At 60.9% G+C, this 22,471-nt stretch carries 23 protein-coding genes; 18 read left to right on the top strand and 5 right to left on the bottom strand.

Annotation, left to right across the window (positions count from 1 at the left end; all coding sequences use genetic code 11):
* Nucleotides 1-342: 342 nt before the first annotated feature.
* The 4 genes from CKW19_RS07270 to CKW19_RS07255 all read left to right on the top strand — a co-directional run bounded on the left by CKW19_RS07270 (nucleotide 343) and on the right by CKW19_RS07255 (nucleotide 4,676).
* The gene (locus CKW19_RS07270) at nucleotides 343-2,256 is read left to right on the top strand and encodes a sigma-54-dependent Fis family transcriptional regulator (protein ID WP_095057272.1); all 1,914 of its coding nucleotides are present in this window, start codon (nucleotides 343-345) and stop codon (nucleotides 2,254-2,256) included.
* A 164-nt stretch (nucleotides 2,257-2,420) separates the two neighbouring features.
* Nucleotides 2,421-3,770 (top strand): UDP-N-acetylmuramate:L-alanyl-gamma-D-glutamyl-meso-diaminopimelate ligase, encoded by a 1,350-nt coding sequence (mpl, locus tag CKW19_RS07265; protein ID WP_095057271.1) that lies wholly within the window; start codon nucleotides 2,421-2,423, stop codon nucleotides 3,768-3,770.
* A complete protein-coding gene (ubiX, locus tag CKW19_RS07260) occupies nucleotides 3,767-4,399 on the top strand; it encodes a flavin prenyltransferase UbiX (protein WP_095057270.1) in 633 nt (210 codons plus the stop codon). Before mpl ends, ubiX begins: the two co-directional genes overlap by 4 nt.
* Nucleotides 4,392-4,676: a YceK/YidQ family lipoprotein gene (locus CKW19_RS07255; RefSeq protein ID WP_095057269.1), complete on the top strand. Its 285-nt coding sequence runs from the start codon at nucleotides 4,392-4,394 to the stop codon at nucleotides 4,674-4,676. The genes ubiX and CKW19_RS07255 overlap by 8 nt, the downstream gene beginning before the upstream one ends.
* A 143-nt stretch (nucleotides 4,677-4,819) precedes the next feature.
* Here the strand turns inward: CKW19_RS07255 and CKW19_RS07250 are convergent, their stop codons facing one another.
* The 3 genes from CKW19_RS07250 to CKW19_RS07240 all read right to left on the bottom strand — a co-directional run bounded on the left by CKW19_RS07250 (nucleotide 4,820) and on the right by CKW19_RS07240 (nucleotide 7,777).
* Nucleotides 4,820-5,461: an oxidoreductase gene (locus CKW19_RS07250; RefSeq protein WP_095057268.1), complete on the bottom strand. Its 642-nt coding sequence runs from the start codon at nucleotides 5,459-5,461 to the stop codon at nucleotides 4,820-4,822.
* A 27-nt stretch (nucleotides 5,462-5,488) separates the two neighbouring features.
* The gene (locus CKW19_RS07245; RefSeq protein WP_095057267.1) at nucleotides 5,489-7,207 is read right to left on the bottom strand and encodes a C13 family peptidase; all 1,719 of its coding nucleotides are present in this window, start codon (nucleotides 7,205-7,207) and stop codon (nucleotides 5,489-5,491) included.
* A 114-nt stretch (nucleotides 7,208-7,321) separates the two neighbouring features.
* Nucleotides 7,322-7,777: a MaoC family dehydratase gene (locus CKW19_RS07240; RefSeq protein WP_095057266.1), complete on the bottom strand. Its 456-nt coding sequence runs from the start codon at nucleotides 7,775-7,777 to the stop codon at nucleotides 7,322-7,324.
* Nucleotides 7,778-7,971: 194 nt separating this feature from the next.
* On the opposite strand from CKW19_RS07240, the gene CKW19_RS07235 reads away from it, so the two are divergent.
* The 3 genes from CKW19_RS07235 to CKW19_RS07225 are packed head-to-tail and all read left to right on the top strand — an operon-like array spanning nucleotide 7,972 to nucleotide 9,649.
* Nucleotides 7,972-8,334: a CidA/LrgA family protein gene (locus CKW19_RS07235; protein ID WP_095057265.1), complete on the top strand. Its 363-nt coding sequence runs from the start codon at nucleotides 7,972-7,974 to the stop codon at nucleotides 8,332-8,334.
* On the top strand, nucleotides 8,331-9,047 hold the full coding sequence (locus CKW19_RS07230) for an LrgB family protein (RefSeq protein ID WP_095057264.1): 717 nt from the start codon (nucleotides 8,331-8,333) through the stop codon (nucleotides 9,045-9,047). The genes CKW19_RS07235 and CKW19_RS07230 overlap by 4 nt, the downstream gene beginning before the upstream one ends.
* Nucleotides 9,048-9,058: 11 nt before the next feature.
* On the top strand, nucleotides 9,059-9,649 hold the full coding sequence (locus tag CKW19_RS07225) for an LON peptidase substrate-binding domain-containing protein (protein ID WP_095057263.1): 591 nt from the start codon (nucleotides 9,059-9,061) through the stop codon (nucleotides 9,647-9,649).
* 74 nt (nucleotides 9,650-9,723) lie between these two features.
* On the opposite strand, the gene CKW19_RS07220 is transcribed toward CKW19_RS07225, so the two are convergent.
* Together CKW19_RS07220 and CKW19_RS07215 are read right to left on the bottom strand one after the other, a co-directional pair.
* Entirely contained in the window at nucleotides 9,724-11,040 is a 1,317-nt protein-coding gene (locus CKW19_RS07220; RefSeq protein WP_095057262.1) for a bifunctional DedA family/phosphatase PAP2 family protein, read from the bottom strand.
* 112 nt (nucleotides 11,041-11,152) lie between these two features.
* Nucleotides 11,153-11,848 carry a DNA-3-methyladenine glycosylase gene (locus CKW19_RS07215; protein WP_095057261.1) on the bottom strand — a complete coding sequence of 232 codons (696 nt, stop codon included), beginning with the start codon at nucleotides 11,846-11,848 and terminating at the stop codon, nucleotides 11,153-11,155.
* Nucleotides 11,849-12,038: 190 nt separating this feature from the next.
* On the opposite strand from CKW19_RS07215, the gene CKW19_RS07210 reads away from it, so the two are divergent.
* The 11 genes from CKW19_RS07210 (at nucleotide 12,039) to lipB (ending at nucleotide 22,470) form a co-directional block, all read left to right on the top strand.
* A complete protein-coding gene (locus CKW19_RS07210) occupies nucleotides 12,039-13,310 on the top strand; it encodes a glutamate-5-semialdehyde dehydrogenase (protein WP_095057260.1) in 1,272 nt (423 codons plus the stop codon).
* 1 nt (nucleotide 13,311) lies between these two features.
* Nucleotides 13,312-14,001 carry a nicotinate-nucleotide adenylyltransferase gene (gene nadD, locus CKW19_RS07205; protein WP_095057259.1) on the top strand — a complete coding sequence of 230 codons (690 nt, stop codon included), beginning with the start codon at nucleotides 13,312-13,314 and terminating at the stop codon, nucleotides 13,999-14,001.
* A gap of 73 nt (nucleotides 14,002-14,074) precedes the next feature.
* Entirely contained in the window at nucleotides 14,075-14,569 is a 495-nt protein-coding gene (rsfS, locus tag CKW19_RS07200; RefSeq protein ID WP_095057258.1) for a ribosome silencing factor, read from the top strand.
* Nucleotides 14,570-14,578: 9 nt separating this feature from the next.
* On the top strand, nucleotides 14,579-15,046 hold the full coding sequence (gene rlmH, locus CKW19_RS07195; protein ID WP_007937439.1) for a 23S rRNA (pseudouridine(1915)-N(3))-methyltransferase RlmH: 468 nt from the start codon (nucleotides 14,579-14,581) through the stop codon (nucleotides 15,044-15,046).
* 10 nt (nucleotides 15,047-15,056) lie between these two features.
* A complete protein-coding gene (mrdA, locus tag CKW19_RS07190) occupies nucleotides 15,057-16,952 on the top strand; it encodes a penicillin-binding protein 2 (protein WP_095057257.1) in 1,896 nt (631 codons plus the stop codon).
* Between the two features lie 31 nt (nucleotides 16,953-16,983).
* Nucleotides 16,984-18,087, top strand: a complete 1,104-nt coding sequence (rodA, locus tag CKW19_RS07185; protein ID WP_177408788.1) for a rod shape-determining protein RodA — start codon at nucleotides 16,984-16,986, stop codon at nucleotides 18,085-18,087.
* Nucleotides 18,088-18,104: 17 nt separating this feature from the next.
* Entirely contained in the window at nucleotides 18,105-19,115 is a 1,011-nt protein-coding gene (gene mltB / locus CKW19_RS07180) for a lytic murein transglycosylase B (protein WP_095057255.1), read from the top strand.
* A complete protein-coding gene (locus CKW19_RS07175) occupies nucleotides 19,115-20,122 on the top strand; it encodes a septal ring lytic transglycosylase RlpA family protein (RefSeq protein ID WP_095057254.1) in 1,008 nt (335 codons plus the stop codon). The genes mltB and CKW19_RS07175 overlap by 1 nt, the downstream gene beginning before the upstream one ends.
* 184 nt (nucleotides 20,123-20,306) lie before the next feature.
* Nucleotides 20,307-21,464 (top strand): D-alanyl-D-alanine carboxypeptidase family protein, encoded by a 1,158-nt coding sequence (locus CKW19_RS07170; protein ID WP_095057253.1) that lies wholly within the window; start codon nucleotides 20,307-20,309, stop codon nucleotides 21,462-21,464.
* An 83-nt stretch (nucleotides 21,465-21,547) separates the two neighbouring features.
* Entirely contained in the window at nucleotides 21,548-21,823 is a 276-nt protein-coding gene (locus CKW19_RS07165) for a DUF493 domain-containing protein (RefSeq protein WP_056728855.1), read from the top strand.
* The gene (gene lipB, locus CKW19_RS07160; RefSeq protein ID WP_095057252.1) at nucleotides 21,823-22,470 is read left to right on the top strand and encodes a lipoyl(octanoyl) transferase LipB; all 648 of its coding nucleotides are present in this window, start codon (nucleotides 21,823-21,825) and stop codon (nucleotides 22,468-22,470) included. Before CKW19_RS07165 ends, lipB begins: the two co-directional genes overlap by 1 nt.
* Nucleotide 22,471 lies beyond the last annotated feature (1 nt).

The following is a 22,471-nucleotide window of genomic DNA, read 5'->3' as shown; positions in this document are numbered from 1 at the left end:
TTTTGTCGGACGGGCGGGTGGTGCCTGTGACGCTTTCGGTACAGTCCGGGTGACACTTTGTACCGCTTGTGGCACAGCTTGTGATCACCAGGTCTTGCAGGCATTGCAATGCGGGCCGGGCAGGAGGATGCTCGGCCGCAGGTGCCGCGTGACGTGAATAGTCTTTTTTGTGGCGAGGGGGATTGCCCTCGTTGGGTTGCGAAGCGGCCCCAGAAAAAAGTACCTCAATTTCCCGGGTTCACCGCGTACAACGGATTTACGACTGCTGCGCAGCCGAACGGGGGCAATCCCCCTCGCCACAAGGAAAATGTTTGCAGTTGCTCTCGTGGAGAATAATAAGAAATGCACGACAACCATTTGAGTCGCCATGCCCGGCAAGTGCTGACCGTGACCCAGGGCAAAGCCCATTTGCACGGTCCCGGCAGCGATCCGTCCATCGCCCGCTCCTGGCTGCGCTGCCTCGAGGATTATCACCTCGACCCGGCCCTGACCATGGCGCCCACGGTGCTGGAACATGGCCGCGTCCTCGAAAGCCGCGAACGCTTGCAGCAAGTGCTGCACATCGCCGGCAATGAAATGACCAGCCTGCATCAACAGCTCTCCGGTGCCGGCCATGCGGTGCTGTTGACCGATGCCCGCGGTGTCATCCTCAACTGTGTGACGGCCCCGGCCGAACGCAAGATCTTCGAACGCGCCGGGCTCTGGCTCGGTGCCGACTGGAGTGAATCCTGCGAAGGCACCAACGGCATCGGCACCTGCCTGGTGGAGCGCCAGTCGCTGACCATTCATCAAGACGAACACTTCCGTGGACGCCACACCGGCCTGACCTGCTCGGCGAGCCCGGTGTTCGATCCCCATGGCGAACTGCTGGCGGTGCTCGACGTGTCGTCGGCGCGGCGCGATGTCTCGCGGCAAAGTCAGTTTCACACCATGGCGCTGGTCAATCTGTCGGCGAAGATGATCGAGAGCTGCTACTTCCTGCGCTGCTTCGACAATCAATGGTTGCTGCGTTTTCATTTGCAGGCCGAGTCCGTCGGTTTGTTCAGCGAAGGGTTGCTGGCGTTCGACGGAGAAGGGCGGATCTGTGCGGTCAACCAGAGCGCGCTGAACCTGCTGGGACACATTCGCGGCGGCTTGCTGGGCAAACCCGTGGAGGCCTTTTTCGACTGTACGCTCGATGAGCTGCTGGGGCGCGCGAGCATCGATGCCAACGCCAGTTGGCCGTTGCGCACCCGTGACGGGCGCAGGCTGTTTGCGGCATTGCGCGGTCAGGCTCGCGGTACTTCGGCGCCCATTGTGCAGCGTTCGGTGGCCGTGCCGCGTGCGCCGCTGGCCGATATCTGCCTGGGCGATGCGGCGTTGCAGGAAAGTTTCCGCAAGGCCCTGCGGGTCTACGAGCGGGACGTGCCTTTGTTGGTCAACGGTGAAACAGGGTCCGGCAAGGAGGCTTTCGCCAAAGCCGTACACCGGGCGAGTCAACGGGCGGATAACGCCTTCGTCGCGCTCAACTGCGCGGCCATCCCCGAAAGCCTGATCGAAAGTGAGTTGTTCGGCTATCGCGGCGGCAGCTTCACCGGTGCCCGCAAGGAAGGCATGCGCGGCAAGTTGCAGCAGGCCGATGGCGGAACTTTGTTCCTCGACGAAATCGGTGACATGCCCCTGGCCCTGCAGACACGGTTGTTGAGGGTGTTGGAAGATCGTCAGGTGGTGCCGATTGGCGGGGAGCCGGAATCGGTGAACGTGCGGATCATCAGCGCCACTCACCGTGATTTGCTGGAACGGGTGCAGGACGGTGGTTTCCGTGAGGACTTGTATTACCGCCTCAATGGCTTGGAAATCGCACTGCCGGCACTGCGTGAGCGAACGGATAAATCCCAGTTACTGGACTTTTTGCTGGCCGAGGAAGCGGGTGGGGAAACCGTGCTGATTGATGAGCCGGCGCGTGAGGCCCTGCTGGGATTCGCCTGGCCGGGCAACGTGCGGCAATTGCGTAATGTGCTGCGTACGTTGGCCGCGTTGTGTGAGGGTGGGCGGATCGGGCTGGAGGATTTGCCGGCGATGATTCGTTCGGCGCGGCCGGCGGTGGTGCAGGCTATCGACGAGCCGTCCGAGCATCCGCTGGAGGATGCCGAACGGCTGGCGCTGTTGAATGCACTGGAGCATACGCGGTGGCACATGACGCATACGGCGGAGCAGTTGGGGGTTAGTCGCAATACCCTTTATCGCAAGCTGCGCAAACACGGTATCGCCCGCTAATTGGCACGATGACCTGTAGGAGCCGGCTTGCTGGCGAAGGGCGATCTTGCGATTGCTTCGTCAGCAAGCCGGCTCCTACAGGTTTTGCACTGAGCACAATCGAAACAAGAGTGCGAATTTCCCCTCCCTACGCTAACCTGCGGCCATGTTTTACGAGGTCGACTATGCACATTCATATTCTGGGTATCTGCGGGACTTTCATGGGCTCGATGGCGGTTCTGGCCAAAGAGCTGGGCCATCATGTGACGGGCTCCGACGCCAACGTCTATCCACCGATGAGCACTCAGCTGGAGGCTCAGGGGATCGAGCTGACCCAGGGTTACGACCCGGCGCAACTCGATCCGGCGCCCGATCTGGTGGTGATCGGCAACGCCATGTCCCGGGGCAACCCGGCTGTGGAATACGTGCTGAACAAAGGCCTGCCTTATGTTTCCGGCCCGCAATGGCTGGCCGATCATGTGCTGCAAGGTCGCTGGGTGCTCGCCGTTGCCGGTACACACGGCAAGACCACCACCAGCAGCATGCTCGCCTGGGTGCTGGAGCACGCGGGCATGAGTCCCGGCTTCCTGATCGGCGGCGTGCCGCAGAACTTCTCGGTGTCGGCGCGTCTGGGCGATACGCCGTTCTTCGTCATCGAAGCCGACGAGTACGACAGTGCGTTCTTCGACAAGCGTTCCAAGTTCGTTCACTACCGTCCGCGCACGGCCATCCTGAACAATCTTGAGTTCGATCATGCTGACATCTTCCCTGATCTGCCGGCGATCGAGCGGCAGTTCCATCACCTGGTGCGGACCATCCCGAGCGAAGGCCTGGTGATTCATCCGACCACCGAACCCGCGTTGCAGCGTGTCATCGAAATGGGTTGCTGGACTCCGGTGCAGACCACCGGCGTCGGCGGTCAGTGGCAGGTCAAGTTGCTCAGCGAAGATGGCTCGAAGTTCGAAGTGATGTTCGAAGGCGTCGCCCAGGGTGTGGTCGAGTGGGACATGACCGGCCAGCACAACGTGGCCAACGCACTGGCGACCCTGGCTGCCGCACGCCACGTCGGCGTGGTGCCGTCCATGGGCATCGCCGCGTTGAGCGCTTTCAAAAGCGTGAAGCGCCGGATGGAAAAGGTCGCGGAAGTCCGTGGCATCACCATTTACGACGACTTCGCTCACCATCCGACGGCCATCGCCACTACCCTTGACGGTCTGCGCAAGCGTATCGGCGACGCACCATTGATCGCGATCATCGAGCCGCGCTCCAACTCCATGAAGCTCGGCGCGCACCGTGACGGCTTGCCGGAAAGCGTGGTCGATGCCGATCAGGTGATCTGGTATGCGCCGGCCAACCTCGGTTGGGACCTGGCGGGCACTGCGGCGCTGTGCACCGTGCCGTCGATTGTCAGCGATTCGCTGGAAGGCATCATCGAACGCGTGAAGAGCCAGGCTCAGCCGGGCACCCACGTGGTGATCATGAGCAACGGCGGCTTCGGCGGCTTGCACGGCAAGCTCGCCGAGGCGCTGAAATGAACAACGGCCCGGACCGCATCACGCTGGCGATGACCGGCGCATCCGGCGCTCAATATGGTTTGCGTCTGCTCGACTGTCTGGTGCGGGAAGATCGCGAAGTGCACTTCCTGATCTCCAAGGCGGCGCAACTGGTGATGGCCACCGAAACCGACGTCACGCTGCCGGCCAAACCGCAGATGATGCAGGCCTTCCTCACCGAGTACACCGGCGCTGCCGCCGGGCAGATTCGTGTGTATGGCAAAGAGGACTGGATGTCGCCGGTGGCTTCGGGCTCCGGCGCTCCGGCGGCGATGGTTGTGGTGCCGTGCTCCACCGGCACCTTGTCCGCCATCGCTACTGGCGCTTGCAACAACCTGATCGAGCGGGCCGCCGACGTGACGCTCAAGGAGCGCCGCCAGTTGATTCTGGTCCCGCGTGAAGCGCCGTATTCGAGCATTCACCTTGAGCACATGCTCAAGTTGTCGAACATGGGCGTGACGATCCTGCCGGCGTCGCCGGGCTTCTATCATCAGCCGCAAACCATCGACGACTTGATCGACTTCGTCGTCGCACGGATTCTCAATCTGCTGAATATTCCCCAGGACATGCTGCCGCGTTGGGGTGAGCATCATCTGACCAGCGATGAATAAGCTGTTGGTGATGGTGCTGGCGTTACAACTGGCCGGATGCGCCACGGTACGAACGCTGGATGCGGCCAAGCCGGGCGCGCCGGTGGTGTACTCAGGGACTCGCCTGGATTTGTACGCCATGAACGGTGGTTGCTGCGCCATGGACCGGTTCGGTGCCGAAGCACCGGGTTATCCCGGCGTTGACCTGCCGGCCAGCGCATTGCTCGATACGCTGTTGTTGCCACTGTCGTTGTTGACGGTGCTCGGTGTCAGCTATCAGGCCACGGGTGGGTTGTAGGGGGAGCGCTTTGTGGCGAGGGGGCTTGCCCCCGTTCGGCTGCGCAGCAGTCGTAATCCCGCGCGACGCAGCACTCCGGAATACGCGAAGAGGGCCGCTTTGCAGCCCAACGGGGGCAAGCCCCCTCGCCACAGATCCGTGGTTTACTTGCCTAACTTACGCAACTCATCCGATTCGACCACCCGCACGCCATCCTGCTCTTCCAGCGCCAGGCGCCACATTGCGCGGGCCAGTTGGCAGGCTTCGATGCCGTGGTATTTGCCGGGAATCAGCCGCGACAAAGGTCCGGCGAGTTTTTCGCCCAGGCGTGGCTCGGTGCGTTCACCCAGCAACAGCGAAGGACGGCAAATGGTCAGCTGCGGCCAGTCCTGCGCGCGCAGTGCGTGCTCCATCTCGCCTTTGACCTTGTTGTAGAAAATCGAGGATCTGCGATCGGCGCCCAGAGCACTGATCACGATCAGGTGCCGTGCACCCATCTCCCGTGCGCGTTTGGCAAAGGCCACGACCATGTCCAGGTCCACCGCACGGAACGCCTCTTCCGAGCCCGCCTGTTTGATGGTGGTGCCCAGACAGCAATAGGCGATGTCGACACGGCCGTTCAGCTGCGGCAGAAACACCGTCGGGTCGCCGACCGGGTTTTCAAGATGGGGATGCTTGGCCAAAGGCCGGCGTGAAGGCGCCAATACCCGGGCAATCGTGGGTTCGTTAAGCAGGCGATCAAGCAGGTGCTCACCGGTCAACCCGGTGGCACCGGCAAGCAATACGTGCTGAGGCGTCAAGTACATAGTGTTTCTCCCTTGATACTGTTCAGCTTAGTTGCTGTTTGTAGCCTTGCCGTTGATCAAGACACTTTGTAATGCTTTTCGTGCCTGTTGCTTGCGTAACAGCTGCCAGTGCGAGAGGACCGTTTTCGGCGCCCAGATCTGTGGCTCAGAGGCTTCGAAGCCGTCCGCCAATTCACGCTCGGCAACGATGGCCTTGGCCCGTTTGAAGGCCTGTTCGAGGTCATCGGTCTGGTTCAATGCCTGGGCGAACAACGCGTCGCCGAAGTAGGTGAAATTGGCTTCCTCCGAACAGCCGAAGGACACCCGGTCCGCCCGGGAGGCCGTCATGATCAGGGTGCGCTCATCCTTGAGGGCGGGGATGAAACCGCCGGAGTAGCAGGACGAAATCACGATGACCTTGTCGCGGTTTTTCAGCGGGGCGAGGACGGCGGCCATTTCGTCGGCCTGCAGGTCGGCCAGTTCCATGCGTGGCTGGTCGAGTACCAGTTCGTGTTCGCTGGTGCCGTGGCTGGTCAGATAGATGAAGATCAAATCTTCCGGCCCACTGCGCTCGGCCAGGGTCAGGGCGGCGCGGCGCAGGTTTTCCCGGGTGGCCATCGGGCGGTCGCCGAGGTGGTCGCGGTGGTTGACCAGGCGGATCTGGCCGAAAGCGCCAAAACGACTGGCCAGCATGTTGGCCACATAGTCGGACTCGCGCAGGAATACGCTCTGCTTGCCATCACCGCCGAGGGTCAGTGAGTAGAGTTCGACCGTCGGGGTTGAGGCGGGCACGTTGGCCAGCGCTTCTTCGAGCAAGCGCCCCTGTGCCAGCAGGCCGAGCTCCAGCGTATCGGGCAGCAATTTCCCTGTGGAGTCGCGTACGCGCTGGCCGTTGACCCACGTGCCGCTCAGTACCGTCCCGTCCGTCAGCACCAATGTGCCGTGGCCCTGATAACTGTCGTTGTCGAATTGTCCGGTGTAGAAACTGCCGTCCGCCAGGTTCAACCGACCCTGGCCGCTGAAGCGCCAGTCGTTGAAGTGGCCGATGTAATGACTGCCATCGGAGCCGATCAACTCGCCTTTGCCATGGAGCGAGCCTTCCTTGAACTGGCCCAGCCAGACATCGCCGTCCGCGTTTTCGTAACGACCTTTGCCGTGCAGTTGATTGTTCTTGAAGCCGCCGATGTAGATGTCGCCATCGGCACTGTTGAATGTCCCGTTGCCTTCCAGTTGACCGTCGACGAAGTGCCCGGTGAACTGATTGCCGCTGGCGTCGCCGCGCTGGCCTTCGCCGTTGGGTTTGCCGTGGGCGAACTGGCCTTGATAGGAGCTGCCGTCTTCGAGCTCGAGGCGACCCAGTCCCGAATACTGGTCGGCCTTGAATTCGCCGCGGTAGCTCATGCCGTTTTCTTTGAGGGTGCCTTCGCCCGAGCGTCGGCCGGCCTTGAAGCCGCCGTTGTAACTGCTGGCGCTGGTGGTCAGGGTGCCTTGGCCTTCGAACAATCCCTGATTGAATTGGCCGCGATAGACCTCGCCGTTACTGCCGTGCCATTCGCCCTGGCCATGCCACTGACCCTTGTCGAACTCGCCGGCGTACCAGCTGCCGTTCGGGTAGTCGATACGGCCCTGGCCTTGCAGCATTCCATTGACCAGATCGCCGCGATAGCGTCCGCCGTCCGGCAGGCGGGCGTCAGGAGGCAATGGCGATTCGCCGTCGCCGCAAGCGGTGAGCAGCAGGGTCAAGGCAAGGAGTGCAAGTGGGCGCATAGCGGGTTCCGGGCAATTAGGCGACCGAGTATGCCGTAGCCATGTGTCCTTATATAGAGTGAGGCGCAGCGAGACGGTGCGAAACAGCGTGAGCTGCTTCGCATCCGGGAAGGCTTACACGAAGCAGAGCGACAACGGCTCGGCGACATAGGCCGGTTTGTCCGAGCCTTCGATTTCCAGGGTGGCGGTGGCTTTGAGCAACCATTGGCCGGGTTTCTTCTCGTTGACTTCGGTCAGTTCGACCTTCAGGCGCACCCGCGAATCGACCTTGACCGGTTGAATGAAGCGCACGCTGTCCAGTCCATAGTTGACGACCATCTTCAGGCCTTCAGGCATGACGAGGATGTCTTCCATCAGTTTCGGGATCAGCGACAGCGAAAGGAAACCGTGGGCGATGGTGCTGCCAAATGGCGTTTGCGCGGCCTTGACCGGATCAACGTGGATGAACTGAAAATCCCCAGTGGCTTCGGCGAACAGGTTGATGCGGTCCTGATCGATGGTGAGCCATTCGGAACGTCCGAGTTCCTTGCCGATATAATCTTTGAGCTCTGCAACTGGAACATAGGGCATTGAGACTCTCCTTGGGTTCATCGGTTTTATAATTTTCAGGTGGGGGGATTTGAACTCCCGAAATACCACTTTAGATCATCATGGCTAATCGCTCTGGTCAACTGACCATGCTTTTGGCGAATGCCGGCCCATAGCGCAGGCGTGCTTATAATGCCCGGGCCAATGCGGGTGACGGTTTTTTCAGGAGATCAATAATGTTGTTACGGGGCCTGACATGGCTGGTGCTGTTTCAATTGCTGGGCACCGCAATCAATCATTTGTTTTTACCGGTGCTGCCGGGGCCGATCGTGGGGCTTCTGCTGTTGCTGGTGTATCTGATTTGCCGTGGCCAGGTCGGTGAGCCGCTGAACCTCGCGGCCGGCAGTCTGTTGCGTTACCTGCCGTTGCTGCTGGTACCGCCGGCTGTGGGCGTGATGGTGTACGCCGCCGATATCGCGGCCGACTTCTGGGCCATCGTCGGCGCACTGGTGCTGTCGTTGTTGTTGTCGATGGCCTTTGCCGGCGTGCTGATGCAGCGCATGGTCAAGCGCCATGCTCATCCCGAGGATGGCCAATGATCTTCGACTGGCACGGCGCCTGGACGGCGGTCATTCATCATCCCCTGTTCGGGATCGGCATCACTCTCGGCGCCTATCAACTGGTGCTGGCGGCATTCGAGAAAACCCGGTGGATCTTTTTGCAGCCGGTGCTGGTCTCCATGTTGCTGGTGATCGGTGTGTTGGTGGGCTGCGGCCTGACCTACGCCGAGTACCGCAAGAGCACCGAGATTCTCAGCATCCTGCTCGGCCCGGCGACGGTGGCCCTGGCGGTGCCGCTTTATCTGAACCTGCGACGGATTCGACAGTTGTTCTGGCCGATTTTTACTACGCTGGTGATAGGTGGCGTGGTGGCCACGGGGATGGGCGTGTTGCTGGGCTGGTGGTTCGGCGCTGAACACATGATCCTGATGACCATGGCGCCGAAGTCGGTGACCTCGCCGATTGCCATGCTGGTGGCCGAGCAAATCGGTGGCGTCGCGGCGCTGGCGGCGGTGTTTGTATTGATCACCGGCGTGATCGGGGCCATCTTCGGTCCGAGTCTGTTGACCCTGCTCGGCGTGCTCAGTCCCGAAGCGCGGGGCATGGCGTTGGGCATGACCGCCCATGCGGTCGGCACAGCGGTGGCGATGCAGGAAAGTGAAGAATGCGGCGCCTTCGCGGCGCTGGCGATGAGTCTGATGGGTGTGGCCACGGCGGTGTTTCTGCCGTTGGCGGTGTCGATGGTGGTGTGAAGGAAATGTCTATGAGTCTGCCGCTTTTCCCGCTGAACACGGTGCTGTTTCCTGGCTGCATCCTCGATTTGCAGATTTTCGAGGCGCGCTATCTGGACATGATCGGCCGCTGCATGAAGCAGGGCGGCGGCTTCGGTGTGGTGTGCATCCTCGATGGCGAAGAAGTGGGCATTGCCCCGCAGGGCTACGCCCTGGTCGGGTGCGAAGCGCTGATCACCGATTTCAAGCAACAGGACAATGGGCTGTTGGGCATTCGGGTTCAGGGTGGGCGACGGTTCCATGTGTTGCGCACCGAGGTTCAACGGGATCAGTTGACCGTCGCCGAAGTCGAGTGGCTGGAGGATGAGCCGGAACAGCCGTTGCAGGACGAAGACGCCGATTTGGTGGCCTTGCTCAAGGCTCTCGCCGAGCACCCGATGGTCGAGGCCTTGAACATGGGCACCGATGCGACCGGCCAGCAATCACTGGCCAATCAACTGGCGTACCTGTTGCCGTTCGCTGAACTGGACAAGATCGATCTGTTGCAACTCGATGATCCGCAGCAGCGACTGGATGCGATTCAAGCGCTGCTGGATGAGTTGCAGGGCGAACTGTTTGCCTGACTGAAGCAAAAAGATCGCAGCCTGCGGCAGCTCCTGATGCAGGAGCCGCCGCAGGCTGCGATCTTTTGCTGTTGTCAGTACGCGTACCGCAACATCGTATGCGGCAAATGCCTCAGCACGAAGAATCCGAACAATGCCACCAAGGCTGGCAGCACCAGCCACCAGACCTTGGGGGGCAGGGCGCTGAGCGATGTATCGCGCTGAATCAGCCACAGGCTCGCGGCGCAGACACAGGCCGCCAGCATTGCGCCAGCCAATACATCCGTCGGCCAATGCGCACCGAGGTAGACCCGCGAAAGCGAAATCAGCAGCGCCGGCAGGCAGCTCACCAGTAACCAGGTCAGGCGCATGCGAGGCGGTTGTCCGCGTCCCGCCAGGACGGCGAGGGTGAGGAAGAGCGCGAAAGACCCTGACGCATGGCCGCTGGGCATGCTGTAGCTGGTGAGCGGATCGCTCAATACTTCCGGGCGCACGCGGGCGAAAAAGTGCTTGGTTCCGGTATTCGCCAGTGCCGTGAAGAGCAGCGTGCTGCCGGCGAAAATCGCGTGCCGCCATTGGCGCATGAGAAGCAGCAAACCAGTCAGCAGTACACTGAACAGCAGCATGTTGCGGAATTCGCCGATCAGCGTGAAGACCACCGCCACTTCATCCAGCATCGGTTTGCGATGTTCCTGCACCAGTGTCATCACGCCTTGATCGAGTGCGGACAGGTGCGAATAACCGATAAACAGCCCTGCCAGAATCAGCAGGCTCATTCCGGCAATGAACAGCGTTGCGCGGCGATGCCGGCGCAGGCTGCTGGTCGCGCTCAAACCGACCATCACCGCAATGCTGCCGGCAACAACCCCGGCCTGGAGCCAGAAGCCTTCAGGCAACGGCAAGCGGATTGCCGCGCCCGTGGCCCAGCCCGGCATCAGATAAGCCACCGACCAACCCGCGCCGGCCAACAGGCTGACCGCGAAGAAGCGCGGGAAAGGCATGTCGCACATCCCGGCCACCATTGGCAGCATGGGCCGCAGGGGGCCGATAAAACGCCCGACCAGCAGGCTGGCGATACCGTAGCGCTGGAAATAAGACTCGGCCCCGGCGATCCATTCCGGATGATGGCGCAAGCCCGGCAGGCGCCGGATGTTCTGGTGGAAGTGCCGCCCCAGAAAATAAGAAATGACGTCACCCAGCACCCCGGCGACGAAACCCAGCAAAAGCGTCTCGCTGAGCGTCAGCGCGCCACTGCCTGCCAGTACTGCCACGGCGAACAGCAACACCGTGCCGGGAACGATCAGTCCGGCAATCGCCAGGCATTCCACAAAGGCCACCAGGAATACCGCTGCTGCCAGCCATTGCGGGTTGGCCGCCAACCATCCGGTCACGCTATCGAGCCATGGGCCCATAAATCCAACTCCATTTTCATTGGTTGCTCTGTACGAGTTGCCGCAGGCTGCGATCTTTTGCCTTTCAAAAATCAAAAGATCGCAGCCCGCGGCAGCTCCTACGGGATTTTATTCACAGCAGGATGTAATCGCGTCCTTCGACTTGCCCCCGTCGCAACGGGTTTCGCGTGCAATACGGCGCATAAGCCGCATCGACGAAGCGGTACATCAGGTGTTCATCGCGCCCATGGGGGATGCCCAATCGTGTGGTCTGGATGATTTGTGCCGGCGCAGGGCCGACGTCTTCCACCAGCAGCACCTCATGGTCAAAACGCTTGGCATCCCACATCGGCACCTTCAAACCCAGCGATTTGCACAACAAGGTTTGCCCGGCGCAGAGCTTTTGTGACGGGCGAGGATGGCCTTGGGCGTCGGGATTGTTCAACAGCATCTGCGCCAGGCTGGCCGGTCCGCTCAGCTCATCGACCCACGGATAGGCGGATTTGATCAAAACCGCATTGCCCGGACCTTGGGCGCTGAAGTTCAGGGAATCGCCGCCCCGGGCGTAATACATATAGATGTGGCCGCCATCCAGAAACAAAGCCTTACGCTTTTCTGTATAGCCGAGTGACGCATGGCTGCCTTTTTCGGCGCAGTAGTACGCTTCAGTCTCGATGATACGAGCGCTGAGCCACAGGTCGCCGATTCGGTGGCGGATGACCTTTCCCAGCAGATCCCGGGCGAGAACCTGGGCATCGCGGTCGAAAAATGCGTCCGGAAGGCCCGTGGGCAAGCTCGCGGCGGACACACTTACAGTCAGGTTGGACATGATATTCGGCGTTTATCAGGGCTGAATGAGTCGTGATGATAACAATTTGCGGCTTAATCCCGGCTGAACGTCGACAAATCGCGCTCCATTTCGACCATCCGCCCGTCACCGCTGTTAGTCGGAAGGCGCGACAGCTATAATCTGCCGCTTTACTCTTTACCACGACCTTAGCAAAGACCTCGCCCAGACCATGACTGAGTCCGTTCTTGACTACATGACCCGCTTGGGTCGCGCTGCCCGCGAAGCCTCCCGCGTGATCGGCCGTGCCAGCACCGCGCAAAAAAACCGCGCCCTGCAGGCTGCCGCCAACGCGCTGGACGCTGCTCGCGCCGAGCTGACCGCTGCCAATGAGCAGGATCTGGCGGCTGGTCGCGCCAATGGTCTGGAGCCAGCCTTGCTGGAACGCTTGGCGCTGACCCCTGCGCGGATCGACGGCATGATCGTCGGCCTGCGCCAGGTCGCGGCACTGCCGGACCCGGTCGGGGCGATTCGTGACATGAGCTTCCGTCCGTCGGGCATCCAGGTCGGCAAAATGCGTGTTCCGCTGGGCGTGATCGGGATCATCTACGAATCCCGGCCGAACGTGACCATCGATGCCGCCAGCCTGTGTCTGAAATCCGGCAATGCGACCATCCTGCGCGGCGGTTCCGAGGCGATTCACTCCAATCGTGCCATCGCCGCGTGCATTCAGCGTGGTCTGGCCGAAGCGGATTTGCCAGCTGCCGTGGTGCAAGTGGTCGAAACCACGGATCGTGCCGCCGTTGGCGCGCTGATCACCATGCCTGAATACGTCGACGTCATCGTGCCTCGCGGTGGTCGTGGCTTGATCGAGCGTGTCAGCCGCGATGCCCGCGTACCTGTGATCAAGCATCTGGACGGTATCTGCCACGTTTATGTGAGCGAGCACGCCGACCTGGCGAAAGCCCAGCGCATTGCGTTCAACGCCAAGACTTACCGTTATGGCATCTGCGGTGCCATGGAAACGCTGCTGGTCGATCAAACGGTTGCCAAGGATTTTCTGCCGGCGATGGCGGCCCAGTTCCGCGAAAAAGGCGTCGAACTGCGCGGCTGTGAGCGCACTCGGGCGATCATCGAAGCCGTACCGGCCAGTGAAGATGACTGGAACACCGAGTACCTGGCGGCGATTTTGTCGATCCGCGTGGTCGAAGGGCTGGATCAGGCCATCGAGCACATCAACCATTACGGCTCGCACCACACCGATTCGATTGTCAGCGAACACCAGGGCGACACCCGGCGTTTCGTGGCTGAAGTCGACTCGTCGTCGGTGATGATCAACACCCCGACCTGCTTCGCCGATGGCTTTGAATACGGATTGGGTGCCGAGATCGGCATTTCTACTGATAAGCTGCACGCCCGCGGCCCGGTGGGTCTCGAAGGATTGACCTGCGAGAAGTACATCGTGGTCGGCGACGGACAGTTGCGCGGACAGGAGCCGGTCTGACTTGGGCGATCACGACCCGTCAGCCCCGTTGACCGCCAGCGAGCCAGCACCTCGGCGCATTGGCGTGCTGGGCGGAACGTTCGACCCGGTGCACATCGGCCATTTGCGCGGTGCACTGGAAGTCGCCGAAACCCTGGCGCTCGATGAGCTGCGTCTGACACCCAGTGCCAGGCCACCTCATCGGGGTACGCCGCAGGTATCGGCCGAAGACCGTCTGGCGATGGTCGAGTGCGCGGTGGCCGGTGTGGCACCGTTGGTGGTGGATGCCCGCGAATTGCAGCGGGACAAACCGTCCTACACCATTGATACCCTGGAACTGATGCGCGCCGAGCTGGCCGCGCAGGACCAGGTTTTTCTGCTTTTGGGCTGGGACGCATTTTGCGGCCTGCCCACTTGGCACCGCTGGGAAGAGTTGCTCCAGCATTGCCATATCCTGGTGTTGCAACGCCCGGATGCCGACAGCGAACCGCCGGATGCCTTGCGCAACCTGCTGGCAGCGCGCTCGGTGAGCGACCCGCTGGCCCTCAAAGGGCCGAGCGGACAGATTGCATTCGTCTGGCAGACACCGCTCGCGGTATCCGCCACCCAGATCCGTCAACTGCTGGCCAGCGGTAAGTCGGTACGTTTCCTGGTGCCCGACGCGGTCCTGGCCTACATCGATGCGCACGGACTCTACCGTGCGTCGAACTGAATAGGAGTGCCTCAAGGCACGTGGCAACAACGTGTATTGAAGCGCCCGAACAAACGAGCAAAACGAGTTTTATATGACGAACAACGACGTAAACAAAGTTAAGCGTAAAGGCACGTTCAAGAGTGCTCCGCTGCCTGAGAAGGTCCTTGCCGCCGAGCCGCCTAAAGGCGACGAACTGGTCAAGATCGCCGTCGCGGCCCTGGAAGACGTCAAGGCCCAGGACGTGTTGGTCATCGATGTCCGCGACAAGCAGAGCATCACCGACTTCATGATCATCGCCACCGGTACCTCCAACCGCCAGATCGGCGCGATGCTGGACAAGGTCCGCGAAGCGGTCAAAGCCCTGGGCATCAAGCCGCTGGGTGAAGAAGGCAAGGGCGACAGCGACTGGGTGTTGCTGGACATGGATGACGTGATCGTCCACATGATGACCTCCAACGCCCGTCAGTTCTACGACCTGGAGCGCCTGTGGAAAGGTGCCGAGCAGAGCCGTGCCGCTGATGGCAAACACCACAGCCCTGAAGTCGGTCACGAGCATTTCACCAAGCTCAACAAAGACCAGGAATAAGGAACGGCTGTGCGACTGCGACTGATCGCCGTCGGCTCCCGCATGCCCAAGTGGGTGGAAGAAGGCTGGCATGAATATGCCAAGCGTCTTCCGTCCGAGCTGGCGCTGGAACTGGTGGAAATACCGCTCAACACCCGTGGCAAGAACGCCGACGTGGCGCGCTTCATCCGTCAGGAAGGCGAAGCCATGCTGGCCAAGGTCGGGCCGAACGAGCGTGTCGTCACTCTCGAAGTCCATGGCAAGCCCTGGAGTACCGAGCAGCTGGCGGTCGAACTCGATCGCTGGCGGCTGGACTCGCGCACCGTGAACTTCATGGTCGGCGGCCCCGAAGGGCTGGCGCCGGAAGTCTGTGCCCGGGCCGATCAGCGCTGGTCGTTGTCGCCGCTGACATTGCCGCACCCGCTGGTGCGGATTCTGATCGGCGAACAGTTGTACCGTGCCTGGACCGTGCTGTCCGGTCACCCTTACCACAAGTAGTTCTGCCCTCATGTCTCAACCGATCCGCATCAAGGACCACGAAAAAGACGCCCGTCTGGTGCGTGGTCGCGTCGTGTTCGGGGCAATTGCGGTGGTGGTGCTGATCTGCGTGCTGATCGCGCGTTTGTATTTCCTGCAAGTGATCCAGTACGAGTACCACTCGACGCTGTCGGAAAACAACCGCGTCCATGTGCAGCCGATTCCGCCGACTCGCGGTTTGATCTTCGACCGTAATGGCGTGGTGATTGCCGACAACCGGCCCAGCTTCAGCCTGAGCATGACCCGCGAACGTTCCGGCGATTGGCAAAAAGTGCTCGACGTGATCGTCGAAGTGCTGGAGCTGACGCCCGATGATCGGGTGATTTTCGAGAAGCGCATGCGTCAGGGGCGTCGACCATTCGAGCCGGTGCCTATCCTGTTTGAGCTGAGCGAAGAGCAGATCGCCCGGATCGCCGTGAACCAGTTCCGCCTGCCTGGGGTGGAAGTGGTTGCGCAACTGGTGCGTCACTATCCGCAGGGTGCGCACTTCGCGCACTCGGTCGGTTACATGGGGCGGATCAACGAGAAAGAGCTCAAGACCCTCGATCCGGTCAATTACAGCGGCACCCACCACATCGGCAAAACCGGCATCGAGCGCTTCTACGAGCCTGAACTGCACGGCCAGGTGGGCTACGAAGAAGTTGAAACCAACGCTCGCGGCCGCGTATTGCGCGTGCTCAAGCGTACCGATCCGATTCCCGGCAAGGACATTGTCCTGAGCCTGGACATCAAATTGCAGGAAGCCGCCGAAGCGGCGCTGGGCGGTCGTCGTGGTGCGGTGGTTGCGCTGGACCCGAAAACCGGCGAAGTGCTGGCGATGGTCAGCCAGCCGAGTTTCGACCCGAACCTGTTTGTCACCGGCATCAGTTTCAAGGCCTATTCCGAACTGCGTGATTCCATCGACCGGCCGCTCTTCAACCGCGTATTGCGCGGCTTGTACCCGCCGGGTTCGACGATCAAACCAGCGGTGGCGATTGCCGGCCTGGACGCAGGCGTGGTGACGGCGTCGTCCCGGGTGTTCGACCCGGGTTACTACATGCTGCCCAACTACGATCACAAATACCGTAACTGGAACCGCACCGGTGACGGCTTCGTCGACCTCGATACGGCGATCATGCGTTCCAACGACACCTACTTCTATGATCTGGCGCACAAGCTTGGGATCGATCGGCTGTCGGCGTACATGACCAAGTTCGGCATCGGCCAAAAAGTCTCGCTGGACATGTTCGAAGAGTCGCCGGGACTGATGCCGTCCCGCGAATGGAAGCGTGCGACCCGTCGACAGGCGTGGTTCCCGGGTGAAACGCTGATTCTCGGGATCGGCCAGGGCTATATGCAGTCGACCCCGTTGCAACTGGCCCAGGCCACCGCCCTGGTCGCCAACAAAGGCGTCTGGAACCGTCCGCACCTGGCCAAGACCATCGAAGGCGTGAAACCGGTGGATGAGAATCCGGTGCCGGACATCATCCTGCGCGACCCGTCGGACTGGAACAAGGTCAACCATGGCATGCAGCAGGTGATGCACGGTGCCCGCGGTACGGCGCGCAAGGCCGCGATCGGTGCGCAGTACCGGATTGCTGGCAAGTCGGGTACGGCCCAGGTGGTCGCGATCAAGCAGGGCGAGAAGTACGACCGCTCCAAGGTTCAGGAGCGTCATCGCGACCACGCCTTGTTCGTTGGGTTCGCGCCCGCCGATGACCCGAAAATTGTGGTCTCGGTAATGGTCGAGAACGGTGAGTCCGGTTCCGGGGTCGCAGCGCCAGTGGTACGGCAAATCATGGACGCCTGGCTCCTGGACCAGAACGGCCGGTTGAAGCCTGAATACGCCAGCCCTATCAGCCCTGAGGCAACAGCCCGTGAAGAATAATTTCGATCGCATGCTCTCGAGCGAGGATGTGATGCGTCGTCGTGCGACGCTGTTGCAGCGCCTGCACATCGATGGCCCATTGCTGATCCTGCTGCTGACGCTCGCGGCGGGCAGCCTGTTCGTGCTTTATTCGGCCAGCGGCAAAAGCTGGGACTTGCTGGCCAAACAGGCCACGTCGTTCGGCATCGGCCTGGTGTCGATGATCGTCATCGCCCAGTTCGAACCACGCTTCATGGCCCGCTGGGTTCCGGTGGGTTATGTGCTCGGCGTGCTGTTGCTGGTAGTGGTCGACATCATGGGCCACAACGCCATGGGCGCCACGCGCTGGATCAATATTCCCGGGGTGATCCGTTTCCAGCCTTCGGAGTTCATGAAGATCCTGATGCCGGCGACCATCGCCTGGTACCTGTCCAAGCGCACCTTGCCGCCGCAACTCAAACATGTAGGGGTGAGCCTGTTTCTGATCGGTTTGCCATTCATCCTGATCGTGCGTCAGCCCGACCTCGGCACTTCATTGCTGATTCTGGCGGGGGGCGCCTTCGTGCTGTTCATGGGCGGCCTGCGCTGGCGCTGGATCCTCAGCGTGCTCGCGGCCGCCGTGCCGGTGTCCGTGGCCATGTGGTATTTCGTGATGCACGATTACCAGAAGCAGCGTGTCCTCACGTTCCTCGACCCGGAAAGTGACCCGTTAGGCACGGGGTGGAACATCATCCAGTCCAAAGCCGCCATCGGTTCCGGCGGTGTGTTCGGCAAGGGCTGGCTGCTCGGCACCCAGTCGCACCTGGACTTCCTGCCCGAAAGCCACACCGACTTTATCATCGCCGTGTTGGGTGAAGAGTTCGGTCTGGTGGGCATCTGTGCGCTTCTGCTGATCTACCTGCTGCTGATCGGCCGTGGCCTGGTGATTACCGCCCAGGCCCAGACATTGTTCGGCAAATTGCTCGCGGGCGCTTTGACCATGACGTTTTTTGTTTATGTTTTCGTCAACATCGGTATGGTCAGTGGCCTGTTGCCGGTGGTGGGGGTGCCGTTGCCGTTCATTAGCTACGGAGGAACTTCGCTGGTGACGCTGCTGTCAGCGTTTGGGGTTTTGATGTCGATCCATACCCATCGCAAGTGGATCGCGCAGGTTTGAATAAGGTGAAGATTTCAATGCAAGTAATGCGTGGCTGGGCGACTCGATACGCGCCATGGGTCGGCCTGGTGAGCATCCTTGGCACAATGCAGACAGCATTGGCCGGCGATTACGAAGGTTCACCCCAGGTGGCCGAATTCGTCGGTGAAATGACCCGCGATTACGGGTTCGCCGGTGAACAACTGATGGGTGTGTTCCGCGAAGCCGAGCGCAAACAGTCGATTCTGGATGCCATTTCCAAACCTGCGGAGCGGGTCAAGCAGTGGCATGAATATCGCCCGATGTTCATTACCGACGCGCGCATTGCCCGCGGTGTGGACTTCTGGCGTCAGCACGAAGCGGTGCTGGCGCGCGCCGAGCAGGAATACGGCGTGCCGGCTCAGGTCATCGTCTCGATCATCGGCGTTGAGACCTTTTTCGGGCGCAATACCGGTAATTACCGCGTCATTGATGCCTTGTCGACCCTGGGTTTCGACTATCCTCCCCGTGCCGAATTTTTCCGCAAGGAACTGCGTGAGTTCTTGCTGCTGGCCCGTGAAGAGCAAGTCGATCCGTTGACACTTAAAGGCTCTTACGCCGGTGCGATGGGGTTGCCGCAATTCATGCCGAGCAGTTTCCGCGCTTATGCGGTGGATTTCGACGGCGATGGCCACATCAATATCTGGAACAATCCGGACGATGCCATTGGCAGCGTTGCCAGTTACTTCAAGCGTCACGGCTGGGTCGCCGGCGAACCGGTGGTCAGCCGCGCCGATGCACGCGGCGATCAGGTGGACGAAGGTCTGACCACGGGCATCGAGCCTGTGAAAACCGTTGGGGAGTTGCGAGTCCTGGGGTGGTCAAGTCATGATGCGCTGCGCGATGATATGCCGGTTACGGCTTTCCGGCTGGAAGGCGACAATGGCCCGGAATACTGGATGGGCCTGAAGAATTTCTACGCGATCACGCGTTATAACCGCAGCGTGATGTACGCCATGGCCGTACATCAACTGTCTGAACAACTGGTTCAAGCACGGGGCGTCAAGTAATGCGGGCATTGCCTATGAATAAACCCCTGAGGCTGATGGCATTCGCCGCACTGGGGTTGCTGGTCGCCAGTTGTTCGACCAGTCGTCCGCCTGCCCAGAAGGCTCCCGCTGCCGTGCGTACGACGCCGGGGCTGGACATCAACCGTGCCCACAAGGATGGGGCACCATGGTGGGATGTCGATGTGTCGCGCATCCCGGACGCCACACCGACCTTGCACACCGGCCCTTATAAGGCCAACCCGTACACCGTGCTGGGCAAGACCTACTTTCCGCTGCAAGAGTCCAAGACCTACGTACAGTCGGGTACGGCGTCCTGGTACGGCACCAAGTTCCACGGTCAGAACACCGCCAATGGCGAGGTGTATGACCTGTACGGCATGAGTGCCGCGCACAAGACACTGCCGCTGCCGAGTTATGTTCGGGTGACCAACCTGGACAACAACAAGAGCGTGATCCTGCGCGTCAACGACCGCGGGCCGTTCTACTCGGACCGGATCATCGATTTGTCCTACGCGGCCGCCAAGAAACTCGGTTACGCCGAAACCGGCACCGCGCGGGTCAAGGTCGAAGGCATCGATCCGCAGCAATGGTGGGCGGCCAAGGGCCGTCCGGCGCCGCTGATGCTCAACGAACCGAAAGTCGCGCAGAATAGCGCGCCAGTGATTACGGCCTCGGCCGGCACTGTCGAGCAATGGACTCCGCCGCCGCAGCAACACGCCGCCGCGGTGGTGCCTGTGCCGCTTGACGCAAAAAAAAACGCTTCTGCAGCAGCCTCTGGCCAGTATCTGCAGGTGGGCGCGTTCGCCAACCCGGACGCTGCAGAACTCCTGAGATCGAAGCTCAGCGGGATGGTGAGCGCTCCGGTGTTCATCAGCTCGGTCGTGCGCAACCAGCAGACCCTGCATCGGGTTCGCCTGGGGCCGATCGGCTCGCCGGGTGAAATCCAGCAGGTGCAGAACAGTGTGCGCCTGGCCAACCTCGGTTCGCCAAGTGTTGTGACTGAGTAATACGTTGGACTTGATTGACGGTTCGTCTGCGGTTTTGGGGGGCGGACCAGGTTGTTGACTCGTTGAAGAACAAAAGCCCGGCAAGGGTGACTGGAGTGAGCAACTGAACACGCGATAACCCGTTAGAAGGTTATTTGATTAGTTTTGCCCTAGGGCAGTTTCCATTAGCGATTTCGAGAGACGGATGAACATCACCACCTTTGCCAAACGCCTGTTCCTGTTAGTCCCGCTGCTCCTCTCACCCGCCGCCTTCGCGGTCGAGATGATGCCGTCGCCACCTCAACTGGCCGCCAAAGCCTTCGTGCTGATGGACGCCAGCAGCGGCAACGTGCTGGTCGAGAACAACGGTGACCAGCGTCTGCCGCCAGCCAGCCTGACCAAACTGATGACTGCGTACATCGCGACCCTCGAAATCCGTCGTGGCCAGATCGGTGAAAACGATCCGGTGACCGTCAGCGAAAACGCCTGGCGTACAGGCGGTTCGCGGATGTTCATCAAGGTCGGTTCGCAAGTCACCGTCAGCGACCTGTTGCACGGCATCATCATCCAGTCGGGCAACGACGCCAGTGTTGCGCTCTCCGAGCACATCGCCGGAAGCGAAGACGCGTTCGCCGACATGATGAACAAAACCGCTGGCGACCTGGGTCTGACCAATAGCCACTTCATGAACCCGACCGGTCTGCCAAACCCTGAGCACTACTCGTCGGCTCACGACATGGCCACGCTGGCTCGCGCGATCATTCACGAAGATCCGGCTCACTACGCGATCTACTCGCAGAAAGAGTTCTTCTGGAACGGTATCAAGCAACCGAACCGCAACCTGCTGCTGTGGCGTGACAAGACCGTCGACGGTCTGAAAACCGGTCACACCGACGAAGCGGGCTATTGCCTGGTGTCCTCGGCGGTACGTGATGGCATGCGCCTGATCGCCGTGGTATTCGGTACCAACAGTGACACCGCTCGTGCGGCCGAAACCCAGAAGTTGCTGACCTACGGTTTCCGCTTCTTCGAAACCCAGACCTTCTATCAGAAGGGTGCCGAACTGGCTCAGGCGCCGGTCTGGAAAGGCTCGACCAACCAGGTCAAGGCCGGCCTGGCGCAAGACCTGACCATGACCCTGCCAAAAGGCCAGCTGAAGAAGCTCGCTGCGAGCATGACCATGAACCCGCAACTGATTGCGCCAATCGCCAAGGGCGACGTGATCGGTAAAGTCGAAGTGAAACTGGACGACAAAGTGGTGCACAGCGCCGACCTGATCGCCCTGGACGCTGTCGAGGAGGGTGGTATCTTCCGCCGCATGTGGGATAGCATCCGTCTATTCTTCTACGGCTTGTTCAACTGATAGTGTGCACCTGCAAGGCCCTGCGCTGATCCGGCGCGGGGTTTTGCCGTCGCCACGGCTTACGCTTACGAGGCCGTTACGCCATGACCGATACTGAAGTAAAGGCGCCAAAAATCGAATTCCCTGCCAATGATTACCCGGTTAAGGTGATCAGCGACACCGGCGTGGGTAACAAGGACAGAATCATCGACATCGTCAGCAAGTACGCCAAGATCAATGATGAGCGTATTGACGAGCGCCAGAGCAGCAACGGCAAATACACCACGATTCAGTTGCACATCGTCGCGACCGACCAGGACCAGCTGTACAACATCAACAGCGAACTACGGGCCACCGGTTTCGTGCACATGGTGTTGTGATGTCTGGCACGCTGGGCTTTCGTGAACTCGGCCAGATGGCTTACGAGCCGGTCTGGCACGCCATGCAACGCTTCACCAACGAACGTGGCAGCGATGCCCCCGACGAAATCTGGCTGGTCGAGCACCCGCCTGTGTTTACCCAGGGTCAGGCCGGCAAGGCTGAGCATCTGTTGGTTCCCGGCGATATTCCGGTGGTGCAGGTTGATCGTGGTGGCCAGGTGACTTACCACGGCCCCGGCCAGTTGGTGGCTTATCTGCTGTTGGATGTACGCAAGCTCGGCTTTGGCGTGCGCGATCTGGTCAGCCGGATGGAGCAATGCCTGATCGAGCTGCTGGCCAGTTACGGTGTCACCGCCGCGGCCAAGCCTGACGCGCCGGGTGTCTATGTCAATGGGGCGAAAATCGCTTCCCTGGGTCTACGGATCCGCCACGGTTGTTCCTTTCATGGCCTGGCCCTGAACGTGGACATGAACCTGGAACCGTTTCGACGGATTAATCCCTGCGGCTACGCCGGGCTGGCGATGACCCAGCTGAGCGATCACGCAGGATCGATTGAATTTGCCGAGGTAAGTGCCCGGCTGCGTGCGCAGCTCGTCAAACACCTCGACTATGCTGAGCAGACGACCCTGACGGGCGGAATCGACTGAT

The sequence above is a fragment of the Pseudomonas sp. Irchel s3f7 genome (assembly GCF_900187615.1).
In the GTDB taxonomy this organism is placed as follows: Bacteria; Pseudomonadota; Gammaproteobacteria; order Pseudomonadales; family Pseudomonadaceae; genus Aquipseudomonas.
Note: the sequence above shows the minus strand (reverse complement) of the source record. Positions and strands in the feature narration are given on the sequence as shown.